Here is a 17,538-nt window from a genome sequence, read left to right as displayed (position 1 = left end):
CGGACCCGCCCGGGCCCGGCTCGTCGAGGTCGGGCGCGCCCTCTTCGCCGATATCGCCGCCGATCCCCGACTGGAGACCGTTCCGCTCCCGGGCGAGCTGGGCGTCTGCCTCGTACACACCGTCCGCGGCGGCGGCAAGATCTACGTCGCGCCCGACGAGACGGCCCTTTTCGCCGGATCCGCCATCGACTTCGAACAGGGGCTCGAAGCATTCCGCGCGGGCGCGCGGACCCCCTGGCCACCGCCCGGCCGGGACGGCAATGCGCCGGGGTGAACGAGTCGGGACACCGGACTCCCGGCGCCCCGAACCCTCCCCCATCAGCTGTGCTAGAATGATCGTGTTGCAGTTTTGGTACCCATGAACCTATGTGCGCCTGACGGGAATGTTTATCCTCAGGCGCATTATTTGTTTCCGGCATCTCCGGATGGGGCCTCTGCCTACAGAAGGAGAGAATTATGGCTCAGGGAACCGTGAAGTGGTTCAACAGCGAAAAGGGCTTCGGCTTCATCGAGCAGGACGGCGGCGGCCCCGACGTCTTCGCCCACTACTCGAACATCGCGACGCAGGGCTTCCGTGAGCTCCAGGAGGGCCAGCGGGTCTCCTTCGACGTCACGCAGGGCCAGAAGGGCCCGCAGGCGGAGAACATCGTCCCCGCCTGATCGCCGGACGCTTGTCGGCCACACCGGGGTTCGCACCGTGACGGTGCGGACCCCGGTGTGGTCTGTTTCCAGGAAGGCAGAGAAACCGCATGTCCCGTAGGCCCCAGAAATCCCAGCGGCGCGGCTCGTCACCCCGGCCGGCCGCGACGCCGCCCAAGGAGTTCCGGCTGCCGGAAAGCACGACGCCCGCCCTTCCTCCCGTCGCGGACTTCGCCGACCTGGACATGCCGGCCCAGATGCTGGAAACCCTCGCCGCGCAAGGTGTGCACACCCCGTTCCCCATCCAGGCCGCCACGCTGCCCAACTCGCTCGCGGGCCGTGACGTACTGGGCCGGGGCCGTACCGGCTCCGGCAAGACGCTGGCGTTCGGACTGGCGCTGCTCGCCCGGACGGCCGGGATCCGGGCCGAGTCCGGAGCGCCCCTCGCCCTGGTCCTGGTGCCGACCCGGGAACTGGCCCAGCAGGTGGCGGACGCCCTGACCCCGTACGCGGCGGCCGTGAACATCCGGCTGACCACGGCGGTCGGCGGGCTCTCCATCAACCGGCAGGCCGCCGCGCTCCGGCGCGGGGTCGAGGTCCTGGTGGCGACCCCCGGACGGCTCAACGACCTGGTGGACCGGGGCGAGTGCACCCTCGGGCAGGTCCGTGTCACCGTGCTGGACGAGGCCGACCAGATGACCGACCTCGGGTTCCTCCCGCAGATCACCAAGCTGATCCAGCAGGTACGGCCGGACGGTCAGCGGCTGCTCTTCTCGGCCACCCTGGACCACAACATCGACAAGCTGGTGCGGCGCTTCCTCACCGACCCCGTGGTGCACTCCGTGGACCCGTCGGCGGGCGCGGTGACCACGATGGAGCACCATGTGCTCCACCTCCTGGACGAGAGCGACAAGAAGGCGGTCACGGTCCGGATCGCGGCCCGCGAGGGCCGGGTGATCCTCTTCCTCGACACCAAGAGGTCGGCCGACCGGCTCGCCAAGCGCCTCCTGGCGTCGGGCGTCCGCGCGGCGGCACTGCACGGCGGCCGGACCCAGCCGCAGCGCAACCGCACCCTGGAGCAGTTCAAGAACGGCCTGGTCACCGCTTTGGTGGCGACGAACGTCGCGGCCCGGGGCATACATGTCGACGATCTCGACCTCGTGGTGAACGTCGATCCGCCGACCGACCACAAGGACTATCTGCACCGCGGCGGCCGGACGGCCCGGGCCGGCGGCTCCGGCAGTGTGGTCACGCTGGTCCTGCCCGAGCAGAAGCGGGACGTCTCCCGGCTCATGTCGGACGCGGGCATCAGCCCCCGGACGTCCCGCGTCCGGTCGAGCGATCCCGAGCTGGCCGCCCTCACCGGCGCCCGCGAACCGTCCGGCGTGGCCGTGACCATCGAGGTCCCCCGGCCCGAGACGCCGAAGAAGGACCGTCCGGCCCGGAAGACCGGTACGGAGCCCGGACGGCGGTCCGGAAGGCGCCGCCGGGGCGAGGGCGGCGACGCGCCCGCGTCCGGATCGGGGGCCGGGTCCGGCAGCCGCGGTTCCGCCCGGACGGGTGCGCGCAAGGGCCGTGAGGAAGGTGCCGCCACCGGGACGGCCGGCCGCCGGAGCCCGGCGGGCACCGCCGCCTCCGACCGGGGCACGGGCGGCTCGGGGCGCCGGCGCGGCGGCCGCCGTCCCGCCACCGGCACGGGCACGGGCACGCCGCAGCCGGGATCCCGCGGCGGCGGCAAGCCGCCCCGGTCCGGCTGAGAGACCCCGGAACGGCCCTCCACGCGTGACGCGGAGGGCCGTTCCGGGTTTCCGGACCGGCGGCCGGCCGGACTCCGGCACTGGTCAAGTTGTCCTATGAACGTCACACTTGATCCGTCCCGCGTACGGCAATGGCGCCGAGCGCTCCTCGACGGACCGGGCCCGGGCGAGCCGTACCAGCGCATGCCCCGGTGACGGCCGCGCCAGAAAGGCACTACGTGACGACCCGAACCGATACGCAGACCGCGCTCGGCGACATCCTGACCGGGATCGAGCGGCGCAACCCCGCCCAGCCCGAGTTCCTCCAAGCGGTCCACGAGGTGCTGGAGACCCTGGCGCCGGTCCTCGCGGCCCGGCCCGAGTTCGCCGATTCCGGGCTGGTGGAGCGGCTCTGCGAGCCGGAGCGGCAGATCGTGTTCCGGGTGCCGTGGCAGGACGATCGCGGGCGGGTCCGGGTCAACCGGGGTTTCCGGGTCGAGTTCAACAGCGCGCTGGGCCCGTACAAGGGCGGTCTGCGCTTCCACGCGTCGGTCGATCTCGGCGTCGTCAAGTTCCTGGGCTTCGAACAGATCTTCAAGAACGCCCTGACCGGGCTCGGGATCGGCGGCGGCAAGGGCGGCAGCGACTTCGACCCGCACGGGCGCAGCGACGCCGAGGTCATGCGGTTCTGCCAGTCCTTCATGACGGAGCTGTACCGGCACATCGGTGAGCACACCGACGTACCCGCAGGTGATATCGGGGTCGGCGGCCGGGAGATCGGCTATCTCTTCGGCCAGTACCGGCGGATCACCAACCGCTGGGAGGCCGGGGTGCTGACCGGGAAGGGCGCGGGCTGGGGCGGCTCGCTGATCCGCCCGGAGGCGACGGGGTACGGCAATGTGCTCTTCGCCGCCGCGATGCTGCGGGAGCGCGGGGAGGACCTCGAAGGGCAGTCGGCGGTGGTCTCGGGCTCCGGCAATGTCGCGATCCACACCATCGAGAAGCTGTGGGCGCTCGGCGCCAACCCGGTGACCTGCTCGGACTCCTCCGGATACGTCGTGGACGAGAAGGGCGTCGATCTGGAGCTGCTGCGGCAGATCAAGGAGGTCGAGCGGGGCCGGGTCGACACCTACGCCGTCCGCCGGGGGGCTTCGGCCCGGTTCGTCCCCGGTGGGAGCGTCTGGGACGTCCCCGCGGATATCGCGCTGCCGTCGGCGACCCAGAACGAGCTGGACGAGAACGCCGCGGCGGCGCTGATCCGCAACGGGGTGAAGGCGGTCTCCGAGGGTGCGAACATGCCGACGACACCCGCGGCCGTCCAGTCGTTCCGGCGGGCGGGTGTCGCCTTCGGTCCGGGCAAGGCGGCCAACGCGGGCGGGGTCGCGGTCAGCGCCCTGGAGATGGCGCAGAACCATGCCCGTACCGCGTGGTCGGCGCGGCGGGTCGAGGACGAGCTGACGCGGATCATGAACGATATCCACGCCACCTGCCATGAGACCGCCGCCCGCTACGGCGCCCCCGGGGACTATGTGACCGGCGCCAATATCGCGGGCTTCGAGCGGGTCGCCGACGCGATGCTGGCCCAGGGCCTGATCTGACGTCGGCGGTCCGCTCGCCCCTCGGTCGGCGGGTGCCCGGCCGTCAGGCGTTCTTCCGGAAGACCAGGACCTCGGTGGAGGCGACGCCCATGGGGGCCGGGAAACCGGCCTCCAGGGTGCAGCCGAGGGTCTCGAAGAGGTCAACGCACATCCGGCGGGGCATCGCCGCCGGATACGAGTCGTGGCCCGAGCCGCCCTTGGTGGCCCAGGCGTGGACGGTGTCCGGATCCAGGCAGGTCTCCGTCATCACGTCGAAGACGATCCGGCCACCGGGCCGGGTGACCCGGGCCATCTCGTAGAAGTAGCGGACGGCGCAGAGGAAGGTGACGGTGTTGAAGACCTTGTGGGCCTGGACGAGGTCGACACTGGCGTCCGGGGTGGGGGCGAGGCTGGAGCCCGAGGTCGGCCGGGCGACCACCCCGAAGGTGGAGACCAGATAGCCGGCCCAGGGCGCGGCCGTCTCATAGATCTCGTAGCGCCCCGGTGAGCACTCCTTCAACGTCTTCTCCAGATAGCGCCCCGAGCCGGGGCCGATCTCCAGGACGCTTTCCGGCGCGGCGGCGTAGACCCCGAGCCCGCGCAGTTCGTCGATGGTGAACTGAGTGGCTCCGGGTGTGCCGTTCATGACCTCGTCGATATGATCACCGATCGAGAGTCCGGCCGCCTTCGCGGCCCGCATCGTCGCCTCGAACGGCAGAAAGTCGTCGACGCCGCCCTGTACCCGGGTACTGCGGACGATGTCGAATCCGGCCCGCCCCAAGATCCGCTTGACTCCCGACCTCAGTACGGACTTCGCACCGGCTACCGCGTTCATGAGCCATGACCCCCCAGGTCGATTCCACCCCCGACGGTCAGCAGCATAGGAGCGCGGGCGCCGCCGCGCAGCGGGAATCGGAATTCACCGCGCAGTCGCACCGGAGTCGTACCGGAATCGCACGGAGAATCGTCGCGGAATCGCCGGAAAACGATTTCCGGACGAGTGCGGCGGGGAAATGGCGTCCCCGCTCAGGAATCCGCGGACCGCCGTTCGGTGAACCGCCCGGAAGCGGTTTGCCGGGACCGGTGCCTGGAAAGGGTGGCAGCGGAGACCGGGGAATGAGGAGGGCCGCTGTTTTATGACCGCCTTTCGGCCGGATAACGGGTCGCGTTCCCGCCCCGCCGGGGAAATTCATGATCCCGGACGCCGTGGGGCGGCCGGGGACGAGGCGCCGTCCGGCGCCCGGCCGGAACCGGCGGTACTGCCGTCGGCGCTGCGGACGGCGCTCCTGCCGGTCGCGGTGCTCGCCGCCCTTCTGGTCGCGGTACTGGGTGCGCTGTACGCGGGTCATGACAGCCCCGGCCGGCTGGACGGCTGGTTCCGGCCGGAGCGGGACGGTGTGGCACCGCCGTGGCGGTACGCGGCCCTGGCCGTGGACTTCCTGGCCGAGCCCGCGGGGGCGGCCGTTCTGCTGTCGGCCGCCGTGGCGGGCTGTCTGGTCCGGCGGCGGCCCCGGGCCGCGGTGTTCCTGGTGGTCGGCGCCGTACTGACGGTAGGGGTGACCAAGGTGCTGAAACCCCTGGTGGGACGGACGATTCACGACGGCTTCCTGTCCTATCCCAGTGGGCATACCGCCTTTCTGACCGCCTTCGCCGTGATGGCGGCGCTGCTGGTGGCCGGGCGGCTCGGGCTGCGCCGGACGCCGGGCACCCTGCTCGTCCTGGCCTCGGCGCTGGCGGCCGGGGCGGTCATGGGCTGGGCGCAGGTCGCGCTGGGCGCGCACTATCCGACCGATGTGCTCGGCGGCTGGGGTACGGCACTGGTGGTGGTGCCGGTGACGGCGTGGCTGGTCGACCGGACGGCCGCCCCCGGGCGTCGGCGCGACTGATACCGGGCCGGCGCCCGGTGGCGACGGCCCGGCCCCGGCGTCACGCCCGGCGGCGGAAGACCGGCCGCACGGGTCGTCCGCCCAGCCAGGGGGTGGGGTCACCGGCGTCCAGCGCCTTGCGGTAGACCGCGCAGGCCCGGGCCACGGTGTCGACGGTGTGCTCGATATCGGTCTCGTCGAGCGCGGCGCTGACCACGAACGACGGGGCGAGCACCCCGCCTTCGAGGAGCCCGCGGAGGAACAGGGTGCGGTACTCCTGCGACGGCCGGCCGTGCTGGTCGAGGGTGGCGAAGACCAGGTTGCTGGCCCGGCCCCGGACCACGACGTGGTCCCCGACGCCCGCCCCGGCGGCAGCGGCCCGCACACCGGCGGCCAGCCGCTCGCCGAGGGCGTGCAGCCGGGCGGTGACGCCCTCCTCGGTGTAGGTGGTGAGGACGGCGATCGCGGCGGCCAGGGAGTGGGTCTCCGCGCCGTGGGTGGTGGAGAGCAGGAAGACCCGGTCGCCGGGGTGCCGCAGTCCGCCGCGGGCCATGAACTCCCGCCGTCCGGCCAGGGCGGCGACGGCGAACCCGTTGCCCAGCGCCTTGCCGAAGGTGGAGAGGTCGGGGACGACGCCGTACAGCCCCTGGGCGCCCGCCTCGGACCAGCGGAGGCCGGTGATCATCTCGTCGAAGACCAGGAGGCAGCCGTAGCGGTCGGCCAGTTCGCGCAGCCCGGCGAGGTAGCCGGGCGGGGGCTCGGTGTGGGCGGCGGGTTCGAGGATCAGACAGGCGATCCCGTCCCGGTGCCGGGTGAGGAGTTCCTCGGTGGCGGCCAGGTCTCCGTAGGGGAAGGAGACGGTGAGTTCGGTGGTCGGGGCCGGGATCCCGGCGGACATCGGGGTGGTGGCGATGAACCAGTCGTCGGTGGAGAAGAACGGATGGTCGGCGCAGACGGCCACCCGGGGGCGTCCGGTGACGGCCCGGGCCAGGCGTACGGCGGCGGTGGTGGCGTCGGAGCCGTTCTTCGCGAACTTCACCATCTCGGCGGTGGGTACGGTGGCCAGGAAGCGTTCCGCGGCCTCGATCTCCACGACGGAGGGCCGGACGAAGTTGCTGCCGCGGTCGAGTTCCCGCCGGACGGCCTCGATCACCCGTGGATGGGCGTGGCCGAGGCTGACGGAGCGCAGGCCGGAGCCGTACTCGACATAGCGGTTGCCGTCGACGTCCCAGACATGGGCGCCCTTGCCGTGGCTGATGACCGGGGCCAGGTCCTCGGGGTACTGGTCGTCGCCCTTGGCGTAGGTGTGCGCGCCCCCCGGGATCAGGGCGTGCAGCCGTTCGTTGGCCCGCCGGGACCGGGGCAGCGGAAAGTCGGTGCCGGTGTCCGTGTTCACGCGCTGCCTCGCCCCTCCGGGTTCCGCAGGACGTCGGCGAGGCTCGGCGCCTTGCGGTCCCGGTCCGAGACGGCGGCTGCGGGCAGCGGCCAGGGCACGGCCAGCTCGGGGTCGTCGTAGGCGATGGTGACGTCCTCGGCGGGATCGTGCGGGCGGTCGATCCGGTACGAGACGTCGGCGATCCCGGTCAGGGCCTGGAAGCCGTGCGCGCAGCCCGCGGGGATGTACAGCGACTTCTGGGTCTCGCCGGAGAGTTCGAAGGTGGCCAGCGCGCGGTAGGTCGGCGAGGCGGGCCGCAGATCGATGACGACGTCGAAGATCCGCCCGTAGGAGCAGCGCACCAGTTTGGCCTCGCCCTTCCCGGAGCGCAGATGCAGTCCGCGCAGCACGCCCAGGACGGAACGGGAGACGCTGTCCTGGACGAAGGCGTCCGGGTCGATTCCGGCCGCGCGGGCGACCTCGGCGTCGAAGGTGCGGCAGAAGAAGCCGCGTTCGTCGGCGTACGGCACCGGTTCGAAGAGATACGCGCCGCTGATCTCGGGGATCGCGATCGCCTTCATGGGGTCTCCCGTGGGGTGTGGGCGGGGGTGGGTCCTGCGGTGGCCGGGAACAGGGCCTCGGTGAGGGCGGTGAACTGGTGCGCGAGGCTGCGGGCGGCGGCCCGGTTCCGCTCGGCGAGGGTGCGTCGGAGCCGTACCGACTCGGCCTCCAGTTCGCGGAACTGGGCGAGCAGCCGGTCGGCGTCGATCGCGCGGGCCGGATGGCAGTAGGCGCCGAGGCCCATCCGGTTCATCAGGGCGTCGCTCTTCGCCGCGTAGCTGAGGGCGAGGGTCGGCGTTCCGGCCTTCAGGGCGCAGACCAGATTGTGGTAGCGGGTGGCGACGACGGTGCCGGCGGCGGCCGTCTCCTTCATCAGGTCGGCCAGCGATGTCGCCTCGGCGGCGGTGACCAGCGGTGAGTCCACCGCTTCGAGGATCGCGGCCACGGCCCGGGCGTCGACGTCGTCGCCGGTGAGCAGCCGGACGGACCGGCCGTCGGCGGTCAGCGTACGGACGAAGCGGATGACGCCGTCGAGATAGCGCCGGTGGATCTCGCCGGCCCTGGCGCGGTCGTCGTTGCCGCCGTGGAAGTCCATGACGCCCACGCAGACGGGGCCGGGACCGCCGGAACCCGGGCCTGAGTTCGGGCCGGGGTCCGGTGCGGAGTCCGGTACGGGCAGGGCGAAGGCGAGGTCCGGGTACACCTCGTCCCGCGCGGTGTCGACGCCCATCCCCCGGATCGCGTCGCGGGAGAGGGTGTCCCGGTAGGAGCGGTACGCGGCCAGCCGGGCCGACCAGCGCACCAGCGCCCGGGTGGGCGTGTTCCGGATCGGGGCGGCTCCGACGCCGACCAGCGCGACCCGGGTGCCGAGGAGGCGGCCGGTGGCGCAGAGCAGGAAGAGGGAGTACGGGAAGCCCCACGGGCGCAGCGGCAGGGTGGCCTCCAGGACGCCCATCCCCGGCACGATCACCACATCGTGCTTCCGTACCCAGGCGGCGGTGCGGAGGACGTCGACGGCTTTGCCGAGGCCCTTGCCCGCGACGGCGCCGAGGCGGGACGCGGTGCGGTACTCGCCCCGGTACCAGTGGAGCCGGGTGGCGGGGATCCCGTACCGGGCGGTGACGGTCTCGGGGCCGCCGCAGAGCGCGTCGACGGCCGCGTCGGGATGTGCGGCGCGCAGATAGCCGAGGACGGCTTCGAGCGATCCGTCGTTGCCGAGGTTGCCGGAGCCCAGCAGTCCGAACACCCCGACGCGGACCGGGGTCCGCCGGGTCGCGGGGCTCATGGCCGCCTGCCTTCCCGCCCGGCGACGAGGGCGTCGACGGAGACGGTGAGCCGGTCCGGGTCGACCGGGGCGCGGTCCTCGACCCGCTCCCCCGCGCCCGGCCGGGCCCGGCTGGTCAGCCAGCCGGCCAGGTGGCGGTAGCAGGCGCGCCGCTCGGCCGGGGCGAGCGGGGCCCGCCGGATCGCGGCGGCGAACCCCCAGACGTATTCGGCGAGCAGCCGGGGCGTCGGGTGCAGCGGGCCCGCCCGGCGCGGGTCGAGGTTGACGCACCGGGCGCGTTTGCCGGGGTTGGCGCGTTCGGCCCGGGTGGGGTGGTCGCGGCGGAAGTACAGCAGCTCCGGCACCTGGTGGAAGGGGCCGTGGAGGGTGATCTCGGCGACGAAGGTGCGGTCGGCGTGGTGGTAGCTGTCGTGGGGGCGGACCCGGCGCAGCACATCGGCCCGCATCACGCCGTAGAAGTCGTCGCCGCCGGGTTCGAAGAGGAGGCTGCGGAAGCGTTCCGGGGCGTCGGGCGAGTGGGTGGCCAGGCCGTAGGCGTACGGGACCTTCACCCGGCCGTGGCCGTCGATGACGGCCTGTCCGGTGTGGGCGAGGATGATCTCCGGGCGGTCGTCCAGGGCCTCCACGCAGCGCCGCAGCAGATCCCGGGCGTAGAGGTCGTCGTGGGAGGCCCATTTGAAGAGTTCGCCGCGGCACTCGGTGAAGACGTAGTTGTGGTTGGGGGCGGCGCCGATGTTCCGGGGCAGCCGGATGTAGCGTATCCGGGGGTCGCGGGCGGCGTACCGGCGGCAGATGTCCTGGGTGCGGTCGGTGGACGCGTTGTCGGATATGACGAGTTCGAAGTCCTCGTAGGTCTGGCCGAGCAGGGCGTCCAGCGATTCGGCGAGATACTCCTCACCGTTGTAGACGGGCAGGCCGATGCTCAGCCTGGGGTGGGTGCTCATGAAGTCCTCACTTCGCGAAGGGTGTTCCGGTGGCGCTCGCGCAGGGCCGATCGCAGCTCCAGCCACCAGACGGCGGAGCCGGTGACGGTGGCGGCGGCGACGCCCCAGGCGGAGCCGGACGTTCCGGCCAGGGCCGCTCCGCCGAGTCCGCCGCCGACGTAGCAGGCGGAGGCGAACAGCTGGCAGCGCAGGCTGCGGCGGGCGGCGGCGAGGGCGCGCAGTCCGGCCGCCGCGCCGACGCCGAGTCCGGCGCCCGCGACGCCGAGCGCGGCGGGCACGATCAGTTCGGCGGCGCCGGGCCAGACGTCGCCGAGGACGAAGGCACCGGCCCGGTCCGGGACGAGCAGCAGGGCCGCGCCCCACAGGAGGGCGCCGGCGGCCTGGCCGCCGCCGAGCAGCAGGCAGAACCGGCCCAGCCGGTGCGGGGCCTGCCGCAGCACCCGGGCCGCCTCGGCGACGGTGACCAGGGAGAGGCCCATCAGTACGGCGAGGAACGGGCCGAGGAGGAGTTCGGCGCCCCGGATCACGCCCACCGCGCCGAGGCCGACGACGGCGCCGAGCCCGTACGCCCGCAGTTGGGCCGCCCCGGCCACCCCGGCGTTCTCGACCAGATAGCGGTAGCCGAGGTCGCGGTGGGCGCGGAGCCAGCCGCGTACCGCCGTCAGCCGGGGCCGGATGCCGGACTGGAGGCAGCCGTATCCGGCGGCCACCCCGGCGGCGGCGCCCCAGGCCAGGACGAACGCGGCCACCCCGCCCGCCCGGGCCGCCAGCACCATGGCGGGGACGAGCGCGATACCGCCCAGCAGATCGTTGGCGAATGCCTTCCGGCCGGTCCCGGCGGCGAAGAAGGTGAACCGCCAGGCGTCCTGGAGCAGCAGTCCGGGCAGGACGGCGCCGAGGGCCGCGAACGCGGTGCCCACCGGGCCGCCCGCGGCGATTCCGGCGGCCGCGCAGACCGTGCCGACGGTGAGCGCGACGCCGAGCGCCGTCCCGGTCGACCGGGCGGCGGCCGTACGCCAGTCCGCTTCCGGGGCCCCGCTGAAGCGGACCATCAGCGGGTCGGTGGCGAGGCCCCGGGAGACCCCGAGCACCACTCCGTAGGTCACCCACGCCAGGCTGAACACGCCGAACGCGGCCAGCCCGGCGGAGCGGGCCACATAGATGCCCACGGCGAAGTTGGTCAGACTGCAGACCGCCTGGTCGGCGAGTCCCCAGGAGAGCCGCCCGGCGACGGCCCGGCCGGCCGAGCGCCGGTCCGCCGGGTCCCTCGTCCGCTCCTTCCCGGTGGTCATCGGTGTCATGCCTTGATCAGTCCGGCGGCGGCCAGGGCGTCGGCGGCGGCCACGACCGTGTCGAACGGCAGCCCGGACCGTTCGGCGACGTCGAGCAGTCCGTTCTCCCCGTCGGCGAGGCTGAGCACCCAGAGCATGGCCATCTGCGCCTGCTGGGCGTCGCTGCGCCCGCCGAGGGATTCGTACAGCCCCCGGCGGCCGAGCTGGGGTTCGCCGTAGGGGCTGAGGTTGACGTACCGCCGGTTGGCGTCCAGGACGGCGCAGGCCTCGCGGCAGACGGCGAGGGTGTCCGCCATCGCCTCGGGCGAGACGAAGTCCGGGTCGTCGGCCGAGGTGTGGTACTCGGGGTAGCCGGCGTACGGGGTCCGGGTGAGGGAGCCCACCCCGAGGTCGAACCCGGGCGAGCAGAACTGCCGCTCGTCGTAGCCGTACGGGGTGAATTCGGCGATCCGGTGCGGGCGCTCCGAGGTCTCCAGGACGTACCGCATCACCCGGTCGATCTCGGCGTCGCCGCGTCTGCTCCGTTTGTAGGTGAGCCCGCCCCGGTCCCCGGCGCAGGCCAGGACCAGCCCGTGTCGGACCCGGTCGAGCCGTTCCGCGTTCCGGGCCAGCCAGGTGATCGCGCCGATGGTGCCGGGCGCGAACAGGAACCGGTAGGTGTACCAGGGGGTTTCCCGGGCCAGCGCCCGGGCGAGCTGGACCGCCACCGCGATCCCGGCCAGGTTGTCGTTGGCCAGCGACGGGTGGCAGACGTGGCAGGAGACGATCACCTCGTCGGCGACCCGGCCGGGGACGACGTGCTCGGCGTAGCTGAGATGGCCGTCCGCGAGGGTGGAGTCGATCCGTACCTCGTAGTCGCCGTCCGGCAGCGCGTCCAGGGTGTTCTGGGCGAGGCAGAACCCCCACGTCGGCCGGTAGTAGCTGGTCCGGTACGGCACCCAGGCGGGCCGGTCCGGCAGGGTGTGCAGATGTTCCCGCAGTTCGGCGAGGGGCATGGTGGCCGATACGGGCACGCTGTAGCCGAGGACGTGCAGGCTGGAGGCGGCGAAGTCGACGACCCGGTGTCCGGTGGGGTCGGCGATGTACGCGTCCCGGATGTTCCACTCCTGCGGCACCGTCCAGTCCAGGACCCGGGTCCCGGTCGGTACCTCGTGGACGGTGAGCGGGATGTGCTCGCCGATGATGTCCAGGGTGGCGCGCACCCCGTCGCCGGTGATGCTCCGGCAGATCGGGTAGAGCCGCCGCACCAGGTCGTGCATCTCCTCGCCGGGCCCGGTCACCGGCGCCACCGGAGCGTGTCGTCGACGGCGCCTGCGTCGGAGGCCGCGCGCAGGACCGCCAGCCGGGTGAACCGCCGCTCGAAGCCCTCCCGGGTCAGCCCGTGTTTCCGGTAGGCGTCGGCGAGTTCGAGCGCGCCGCGCTTCACGGTCCATTCGCAGTCGAAGCCGGGTATCGCGGCCCGGAACCGGGAGAAGTCCACCCGGTACGAGCGGGGGTCGGCGCCGGTCTCGCCGGTGATGACCACCTTCGCCCCGGCGACCGCCTCGGCGACCTGTCCGGCGATCTCGGCGACCGTGACGTTGTTGGTCTCGCTGCCGATGTTGAACGCCCGGTCGTGTACGGCCTCCCGGGGCGCGGTGAGGGCCGCCGCGAAGGCGCGGGCGATATCGGCGGCGTGGACCAGCGGGCGCCAGGGCGTGCCGTCGGAGAGCACCAGGACCTCGCCGGAGAGCAGGGCGTGGCCCACCAGGTTGTTGAGCACGATGTCGGCCCGGAGCCGGGGCGAGTAGCCGAACGCGGTGGCGTTGCGGAGATACACCGGGGTGAAGTCGTCGTCGGCGAGGGCGTGCAGATCGTCCTCGACCCGGACCTTGGACTCGGCGTACGGGGTGACGGGGCGCAGCGGGGCGTCCTCGGTGACCAGGCCGCCGCCGCCCGCGGCGCCGTAGACGGAGCAGGTCGAGGCGTACAGGAAGCGGCGGACCCCGGCGTCGCGGGCGAGCCGGGCGAGCCGTACCGAGGCGTGGTGGTTGATGTCGTAGGTGAGGTCGGGCGCCAGGGCTCCCAGCGGGTCGTTGGAGAGCGCGGCCAGATGGATCACCGCGTCGATACCGGTGAGGTGGCCGGCGGTGATGTCGCGCAGGTCCACCCGGTGTCCGGGCGGGTCGGCGGGCGCGGGGCCCAGGACGCAGTCGGCGAAGAGTCCGGCGTCGAGTCCGACGACGTCATGTCCTTCGGCGGTGAGCAGCGGGGCCATCACGGTGCCCAGATAGCCCTGGTGTCCGGTCAGCAGCACGCGCACGGGTCGTCCCCCAGATCGAGAGTGATCTTGTTGATGTCGAAGGCTTCGGCGTAGCGGGAGTGGCATTCGACGCCGCGGATCCTGGCGAGGCCGAGGAATGCCTCGCGGTCGTACCAGGGCCGGTGCCGCTGTGAGGGGTAGTGCTCCTGCAGCAGCCGGACCTTGCGTTCCGCGATCTCGGGCGTCAGCGGCTGGTACGCGGCCGGACGGCCCAGGTCGCCGTCCCATTTGACGATCTCGTAGCCGAGGACGAGATGGTCGCGGAAGGCGGTGGTCATCAGCCGGGCGAGGCCCCGGTGGTCCTGGTGGGCGTCCTCGGTGCGCGGGGCCAGGACGAGGTCGGGCTCGGCACCGGCGCGTAACTCCTCGACGGCGTCCTTGGCCTCCTCCCAGTGGGCGGGCAGCCGGCCGTCGGGGAGTTTGAGCACGGTCAGCCGCAGGTCGGCGCCGGGGCAGAAGGCGGCGAGCGCGGCTCGTTCCTCCTGCTCCCGTTCGCCGCCCCCGCCGGAGAGCACCAGCGCGTCGACCCGCAGGCCGGGCCGGGCCAGGCAGAGCGTGAGGAGGGTGCCGCCCGCGCCGATGGCGATGTCGTCGCAGTGCGCGCCGACCGCGGCGACGGCGGTCGGGCGGCCGGCCCTGAGCCGGATCACGCGGTGCTCGTTCCGGTGCCGGCCGCGGCCGTGGCGGGCCGTTCCCAGACGGTCCACGGGCGGTCGCCCCGGGTGTAGGCGGCGTCGAGCGCGGCCCGCTCCTTCACGGTGTCGGTCGGCTTCCAGAAGCCCCGGTGCCGGTAGGCGACCATCCGGCCCTGTTTGGCGAGTCCGGCGCAGCCGTCGGCGACCAGGTCACCGTTCTCCGGGATGTGGTCGAAGATCTCCTGGCGGAGGACGAAGTAGCCGCCGTTCTCCCAGAGCGGCAGTTCGCTCACCGCGGTGATGCCGCCGACCAGGCCGTCCTCGCCGAGGTCCACGCAGTGGAAGGAGGACTGCGGCGGTACCACCATCATCGAGGCGCCCGCGTCGCGCCCGGCGAACCGGTCGATCATCTCCGGCAGCGGGGCGTCGGTGAGGACGTCGGCGTAGTTGGCGAGGAACATCTCGTCGCCGTCCAGGTGGTGCCGTACCCGGCGCAGCCGTTCCCCGATCGGGGAGGCGATCCCGGTCTGGACGAAGGTGATCCGCCAGGAGGCGATATCGGTGGAGAGGAGTTCGGTCCGGCCGTTGCTGAGGACGAAGTCGTTGGACGCCGTCTCCTCGTAGCTGAGGAAGTAGTTCTTGATGTGGTGGGCGCCGTGGCCGAGGCAGAGGATGAACTCGGTGTGCCCGAAGTGCGCGTAGTAGCGCATCACATGCCAGATCAGCGGGCGGGGGCCGACCATCGCCATCGGCTTGGGGACGTCGTCGGCCGCTCCGTCGCGCATCCGGAGTCCGTAACCGCCGCAGAACAGGACGACCTTCATGGCTTGACCTCGACAATGCTCAGTTCCGGGATGGGGAAGACCAGCCGGCCGCCCCAGGCGTGGACGTAGGAGAGCTGTTCGACCAGTTCGTCCCGCAGGTTCCAGGGCAGGACGAGGACGTAGTCCGGCTGGTCGGCGGCGATCCGCTCGGGCGGCAGGATCGGGATCCGGGTGCCGGGGGTGAATCTGCCGTGCTTGTAGGGGTTCCGGTCGACCGTGTACGCCAGCAGGTCGGGCCGGATACCGCAGTGGTTGAGCAGGGTGTTGCCCTTGCCGGGGGCGCCGTAGCCGACCACGGTCTCCCCCCGCTCGGCGGCCTCGACGAGGAACCGCAGCAGATCCCGGCGGACCTTGGCGACCCGGGCGGAGAACTCGGTGTAGCCGGAGAGCTCCTGGAGTCCGGCGGCCTTCTCCCGGTCCAGTACCTCGGCGACCCGGCGGGTCGGTTCTCCGGCCGCTTCGGCGGGGCGGGCCCAGAGCCGGACGGAGCCGCCGTGTGTGGGCAGCAGTTCGACGTCGACCAGGGCGAGCCCGCCACTGGCCAGCGCCCGGGCCGCGGCGGCGACCGTGTAGTACTGGAAGTGCTCGTGGTAGATGGTGTCGTACTGGTTCAGCTCGATCAGGGTCAGCAGATGCTGGACCTCGATGGAGACCCAGCCGTCGTCGGCGACCAGGGCCCGCAGGCCCCGGGTGAAGCCGACCACGTCGGGGATGTGGGCGTAGACGTTGTTGGCCACGACCAGGTCGGCCGGGCCCTGTTCGGCGCGGACGGCGGCGCCGACGGCCGGATCCAGGAACTCCGTGAGGGTGGGCACCCCGGAGTCCCGGGCCGCCGCGCCGACGTTCACCGACGGTTCGATGCCGAGGCAGCGGATCCCCCGGTCCACCAGGTGCTTCAGCAGATAGCCGTCATTGCTCGCCACCTCGACCACGAAGGCGTCGGAGCCGAGGCCCAGCCGCTCGACGGCCCCGGTGACGAAGGTCCGCGCGTGCTCCACCCAGGAGGTCGAGTAGGAGGAGAAGTACGCGTACTGCGTGAAGGTCTCCTCCGGGGTGATCAGCGGCGGGATCTGCGCCAGCCAGCACTCGGTGCAGACCCGCAGATGCAGTGGGTACGTATGCTCCGGGCGGTCCAGTTCGTCCGCGGCGAGAAAGCTCTCGCACGGCGGAGTGGCGCCCAGGTCGACGACGCTCGCGGTCGCCGACGAGCCGCAGAGCCGGCATCGTGTCATCTACTGCCCCCATCCCGCCCGCGCGGGTGTCCCCGGCGCGGGCCAGTGTGTCCACCGTTCTCCGGCGGCGGGCCGTCCCCGCCGCCGGACCGCGCCGCGATCGCGGCGCGGTATCCGTCCATCAGTCGCTCCAGCCCGACGGCCGGGCTGAAGCCCCGTTCGTAGCGGCGCCGGGCCGCCGCGCCGAGCGCCCGGTTGACGTCCTCTCCGGCCGTGATCCGGCGCAGACAGGACGCGAGGGAGGCGGCGTCCCCGGGCCGGTGCAGCAGCCCGGTCACCCCGTCCTCGACGAGTTCGACGAAGGCGCCGTGACCGGCGGCGACGGTCGGGACCCCGGCCGCCATCGCCTCCACGACCACCAGGCCGAACGCCTCCAGCCAGGTCGAGGGGGCCACCACGGCGACCGAGCGCGCGATGGCCTCGCGGCACTCCGCCGGGTCGTAGAGACCGGCGTACCGGACGTCGTCCCGGCCCGCCGCCCAGGCCGTGACCTCGCCCTCCAGCGGCCCCGCCCCGGCGATCACCAGCGGTACGCCGAGCCCCCCGGCGGCGGCGATCTCGTCCCACGCGGCCATCAGCAGCCGGACGCCCTTGGTCTCGGCCAGCCGGCCGAGATAGAGCAGTTGCTCACCGGCGCCCGGGCGGCGGGTCTCCGGTTCGGGGACGAAGTTGTGTTTCACCGTCAGCCGCTCGGCGGGCATCCCGGACCGCACCAGGACGTCCCGCTGGGCCGCGGAGATGCAGAAGAACCGCTCCACCCCGGTCCACCAGCGCCGCCGGTTGACCGAGAGGCCGATCGCCAGCGGTACGGTCGCCAGCCGGGAACTCCGGTAGCAGCCGTGCCGGACGGCGGGCAGCGGTGTCGACCCGACGCACTCGGTACACGGCTTTCCGTCGCGGCGGAGCGTGCCGGGCGGGCAGATCTGGGTGTAGTTGTGCAGGGTGGCGACGGTGGGTACCCCGGCGTCGGCACAGGCGGCGAGTACGGCGGGCGACAGCAGCGGAAAGACATTGTGGACATGGACCACGTCCGGCCGTTCGGCCCGCAGCCGGGCGGTCAGCTCCCGGCGGGCCGCCGGATTCCACGGCACCAGCAGCGGCACCGCGACCTTGCCCGCCAGGGAGCGGCCGGCGATGTCGTCGCTGCGCCGCTCGAAGAGGCCGACCCGGTGGCCGGCCGCGCGCAGCAGCGCCACCTCTTGGTCGACGACGTTGTTCTCCCCGCTCGGCTGGGCCGAGGAGTAGCGGTTGTGCACCACCAGGACGTCCAT

Annotated in this window: 16 protein-coding genes; 4 read left to right on the top strand and 12 right to left on the bottom strand. The window is 72.7% G+C overall.

What is annotated here, in order from left to right; genetic code table 11:
* Nucleotides 1–456 precede the first annotated feature (456 nt).
* From ABZ714_RS02725 to gdhA, 3 genes are all read left to right on the top strand, one after another.
* Nucleotides 457–660: a cold-shock protein gene (locus tag ABZ714_RS02725; RefSeq protein ID WP_007502648.1), complete on the top strand. Its 204-nt coding sequence runs from the start codon at nt 457–459 to the stop codon at nt 658–660.
* Nucleotides 661–749: 89 nt separating this feature from the next.
* Complete coding sequence (locus tag ABZ714_RS02720) at nt 750–2,396, top strand: DEAD/DEAH box helicase (RefSeq protein ID WP_358823313.1); 1,647 nt, start codon at nt 750–752, stop codon at nt 2,394–2,396.
* A gap of 218 nt (nt 2,397–2,614) precedes the next feature.
* Complete coding sequence (gene gdhA, locus ABZ714_RS02715) at nt 2,615–3,973, top strand: NADP-specific glutamate dehydrogenase (RefSeq protein WP_358823312.1); 1,359 nt, start codon at nt 2,615–2,617, stop codon at nt 3,971–3,973.
* Between the two features lie 43 nt (nt 3,974–4,016).
* On the opposite strand, the gene ABZ714_RS02710 is transcribed toward gdhA, so the two are convergent.
* A complete protein-coding gene (locus ABZ714_RS02710; protein ID WP_358823311.1) occupies nt 4,017–4,787 on the bottom strand; it encodes a methyltransferase domain-containing protein in 771 nt (256 codons plus the stop codon).
* Between the two features lie 301 nt (nt 4,788–5,088).
* Here ABZ714_RS02710 and ABZ714_RS02705 point away from each other — a divergent pair, with 301 nt between their 5' ends.
* Nucleotides 5,089–5,838 (top strand): phosphatase PAP2 family protein, encoded by a 750-nt coding sequence (locus ABZ714_RS02705; RefSeq protein WP_358823310.1) that lies wholly within the window; start codon nt 5,089–5,091, stop codon nt 5,836–5,838.
* Nucleotides 5,839–5,878: 40 nt separating this feature from the next.
* On the opposite strand, the gene ABZ714_RS02700 is transcribed toward ABZ714_RS02705, so the two are convergent.
* From ABZ714_RS02700 to ABZ714_RS02650, 11 genes are read right to left on the bottom strand one after another with little or no spacing between them, the layout of a single operon-like run.
* Nucleotides 5,879–7,213, bottom strand: a complete 1,335-nt coding sequence (locus tag ABZ714_RS02700; RefSeq protein WP_358823309.1) for a glutamate-1-semialdehyde 2,1-aminomutase — start codon at nt 7,211–7,213, stop codon at nt 5,879–5,881.
* The gene (rfbC, locus tag ABZ714_RS02695) at nt 7,210–7,773 is read right to left on the bottom strand and encodes a dTDP-4-dehydrorhamnose 3,5-epimerase (protein WP_358823308.1); all 564 of its coding nucleotides are present in this window, start codon (nt 7,771–7,773) and stop codon (nt 7,210–7,212) included. Before rfbC ends, ABZ714_RS02700 begins: the two co-directional genes overlap by 4 nt.
* Nucleotides 7,770–9,038: a polysaccharide pyruvyl transferase family protein gene (locus ABZ714_RS02690; protein ID WP_358823307.1), complete on the bottom strand. Its 1,269-nt coding sequence runs from the start codon at nt 9,036–9,038 to the stop codon at nt 7,770–7,772. Before ABZ714_RS02690 ends, rfbC begins: the two co-directional genes overlap by 4 nt.
* The gene (locus ABZ714_RS02685) at nt 9,035–9,982 is read right to left on the bottom strand and encodes a glycosyltransferase family 2 protein (RefSeq protein ID WP_358823306.1); all 948 of its coding nucleotides are present in this window, start codon (nt 9,980–9,982) and stop codon (nt 9,035–9,037) included. Before ABZ714_RS02685 ends, ABZ714_RS02690 begins: the two co-directional genes overlap by 4 nt.
* Complete coding sequence (locus ABZ714_RS02680) at nt 9,979–11,283, bottom strand: hypothetical protein (protein WP_358823305.1); 1,305 nt, start codon at nt 11,281–11,283, stop codon at nt 9,979–9,981. The genes ABZ714_RS02685 and ABZ714_RS02680 overlap by 4 nt, the downstream gene beginning before the upstream one ends.
* Entirely contained in the window at nt 11,280–12,563 is a 1,284-nt protein-coding gene (locus ABZ714_RS02675) for a DUF4910 domain-containing protein (protein ID WP_358823304.1), read from the bottom strand. The genes ABZ714_RS02680 and ABZ714_RS02675 overlap by 4 nt, the downstream gene beginning before the upstream one ends.
* Nucleotides 12,551–13,576 carry an SDR family oxidoreductase gene (locus ABZ714_RS02670; RefSeq protein WP_358823303.1) on the bottom strand — a complete coding sequence of 342 codons (1,026 nt, stop codon included), beginning with the start codon at nt 13,574–13,576 and terminating at the stop codon, nt 12,551–12,553. The genes ABZ714_RS02675 and ABZ714_RS02670 overlap by 13 nt, the downstream gene beginning before the upstream one ends.
* The gene (locus ABZ714_RS02665) at nt 13,561–14,226 is read right to left on the bottom strand and encodes a PIG-L family deacetylase (protein WP_358823302.1); all 666 of its coding nucleotides are present in this window, start codon (nt 14,224–14,226) and stop codon (nt 13,561–13,563) included. The genes ABZ714_RS02670 and ABZ714_RS02665 overlap by 16 nt, the downstream gene beginning before the upstream one ends.
* A complete protein-coding gene (locus ABZ714_RS02660) occupies nt 14,223–15,035 on the bottom strand; it encodes a glucose-1-phosphate cytidylyltransferase (RefSeq protein WP_358823301.1) in 813 nt (270 codons plus the stop codon). Before ABZ714_RS02660 ends, ABZ714_RS02665 begins: the two co-directional genes overlap by 4 nt.
* A complete protein-coding gene (locus ABZ714_RS02655; RefSeq protein WP_358823300.1) occupies nt 15,032–16,267 on the bottom strand; it encodes a class I SAM-dependent methyltransferase in 1,236 nt (411 codons plus the stop codon). Before ABZ714_RS02655 ends, ABZ714_RS02660 begins: the two co-directional genes overlap by 4 nt.
* Nucleotides 16,264–17,538 carry a glycosyltransferase gene (locus ABZ714_RS02650; protein ID WP_358823299.1) on the bottom strand — a complete coding sequence of 425 codons (1,275 nt, stop codon included), beginning with the start codon at nt 17,536–17,538 and terminating at the stop codon, nt 16,264–16,266. Before ABZ714_RS02650 ends, ABZ714_RS02655 begins: the two co-directional genes overlap by 4 nt.

The sequence above is a fragment of the Streptomyces sp. NPDC006798 genome (assembly GCF_040635975.1).
Classification (GTDB): domain Bacteria; phylum Actinomycetota; class Actinomycetes; order Streptomycetales; family Streptomycetaceae; genus Streptomyces.
Note: the sequence above shows the minus strand (reverse complement) of the source record. Positions and strands in the feature narration are given on the sequence as shown.

Coding starts and splice junctions, on each gene's coding strand:
- ABZ714_RS02710 (WP_358823311.1), bottom strand. CDS start 4,787: ATGAACGCGGTAGCCGGTGCGAAGTCCGTACTGAGGTCGGGAGTCAAG.
- ABZ714_RS02705 (WP_358823310.1), top strand. CDS start 5,089: ATGACCGCCTTTCGGCCGGATAACGGGTCGCGTTCCCGCCCCGCCGGG.
- ABZ714_RS02685 (WP_358823306.1), bottom strand. CDS start 9,982: ATGAGCACCCACCCCAGGCTGAGCATCGGCCTGCCCGTCTACAACGGT.
- ABZ714_RS02725 (WP_007502648.1), top strand. CDS start 457: ATGGCTCAGGGAACCGTGAAGTGGTTCAACAGCGAAAAGGGCTTCGGC.
- ABZ714_RS02660 (WP_358823301.1), bottom strand. CDS start 15,035: ATGAAGGTCGTCCTGTTCTGCGGCGGTTACGGACTCCGGATGCGCGAC.
- ABZ714_RS02720 (WP_358823313.1), top strand. CDS start 750: ATGTCCCGTAGGCCCCAGAAATCCCAGCGGCGCGGCTCGTCACCCCGG.
- ABZ714_RS02650 (WP_358823299.1), bottom strand. CDS start 17,538: ATGGACGTCCTGGTGGTGCACAACCGCTACTCCTCGGCCCAGCCGAGC.
- ABZ714_RS02680 (WP_358823305.1), bottom strand. CDS start 11,283: ATGACACCGATGACCACCGGGAAGGAGCGGACGAGGGACCCGGCGGAC.
- rfbC (WP_358823308.1), bottom strand. CDS start 7,773: ATGAAGGCGATCGCGATCCCCGAGATCAGCGGCGCGTATCTCTTCGAA.
- ABZ714_RS02690 (WP_358823307.1), bottom strand. CDS start 9,038: ATGAGCCCCGCGACCCGGCGGACCCCGGTCCGCGTCGGGGTGTTCGGA.
- ABZ714_RS02655 (WP_358823300.1), bottom strand. CDS start 16,267: ATGACACGATGCCGGCTCTGCGGCTCGTCGGCGACCGCGAGCGTCGTC.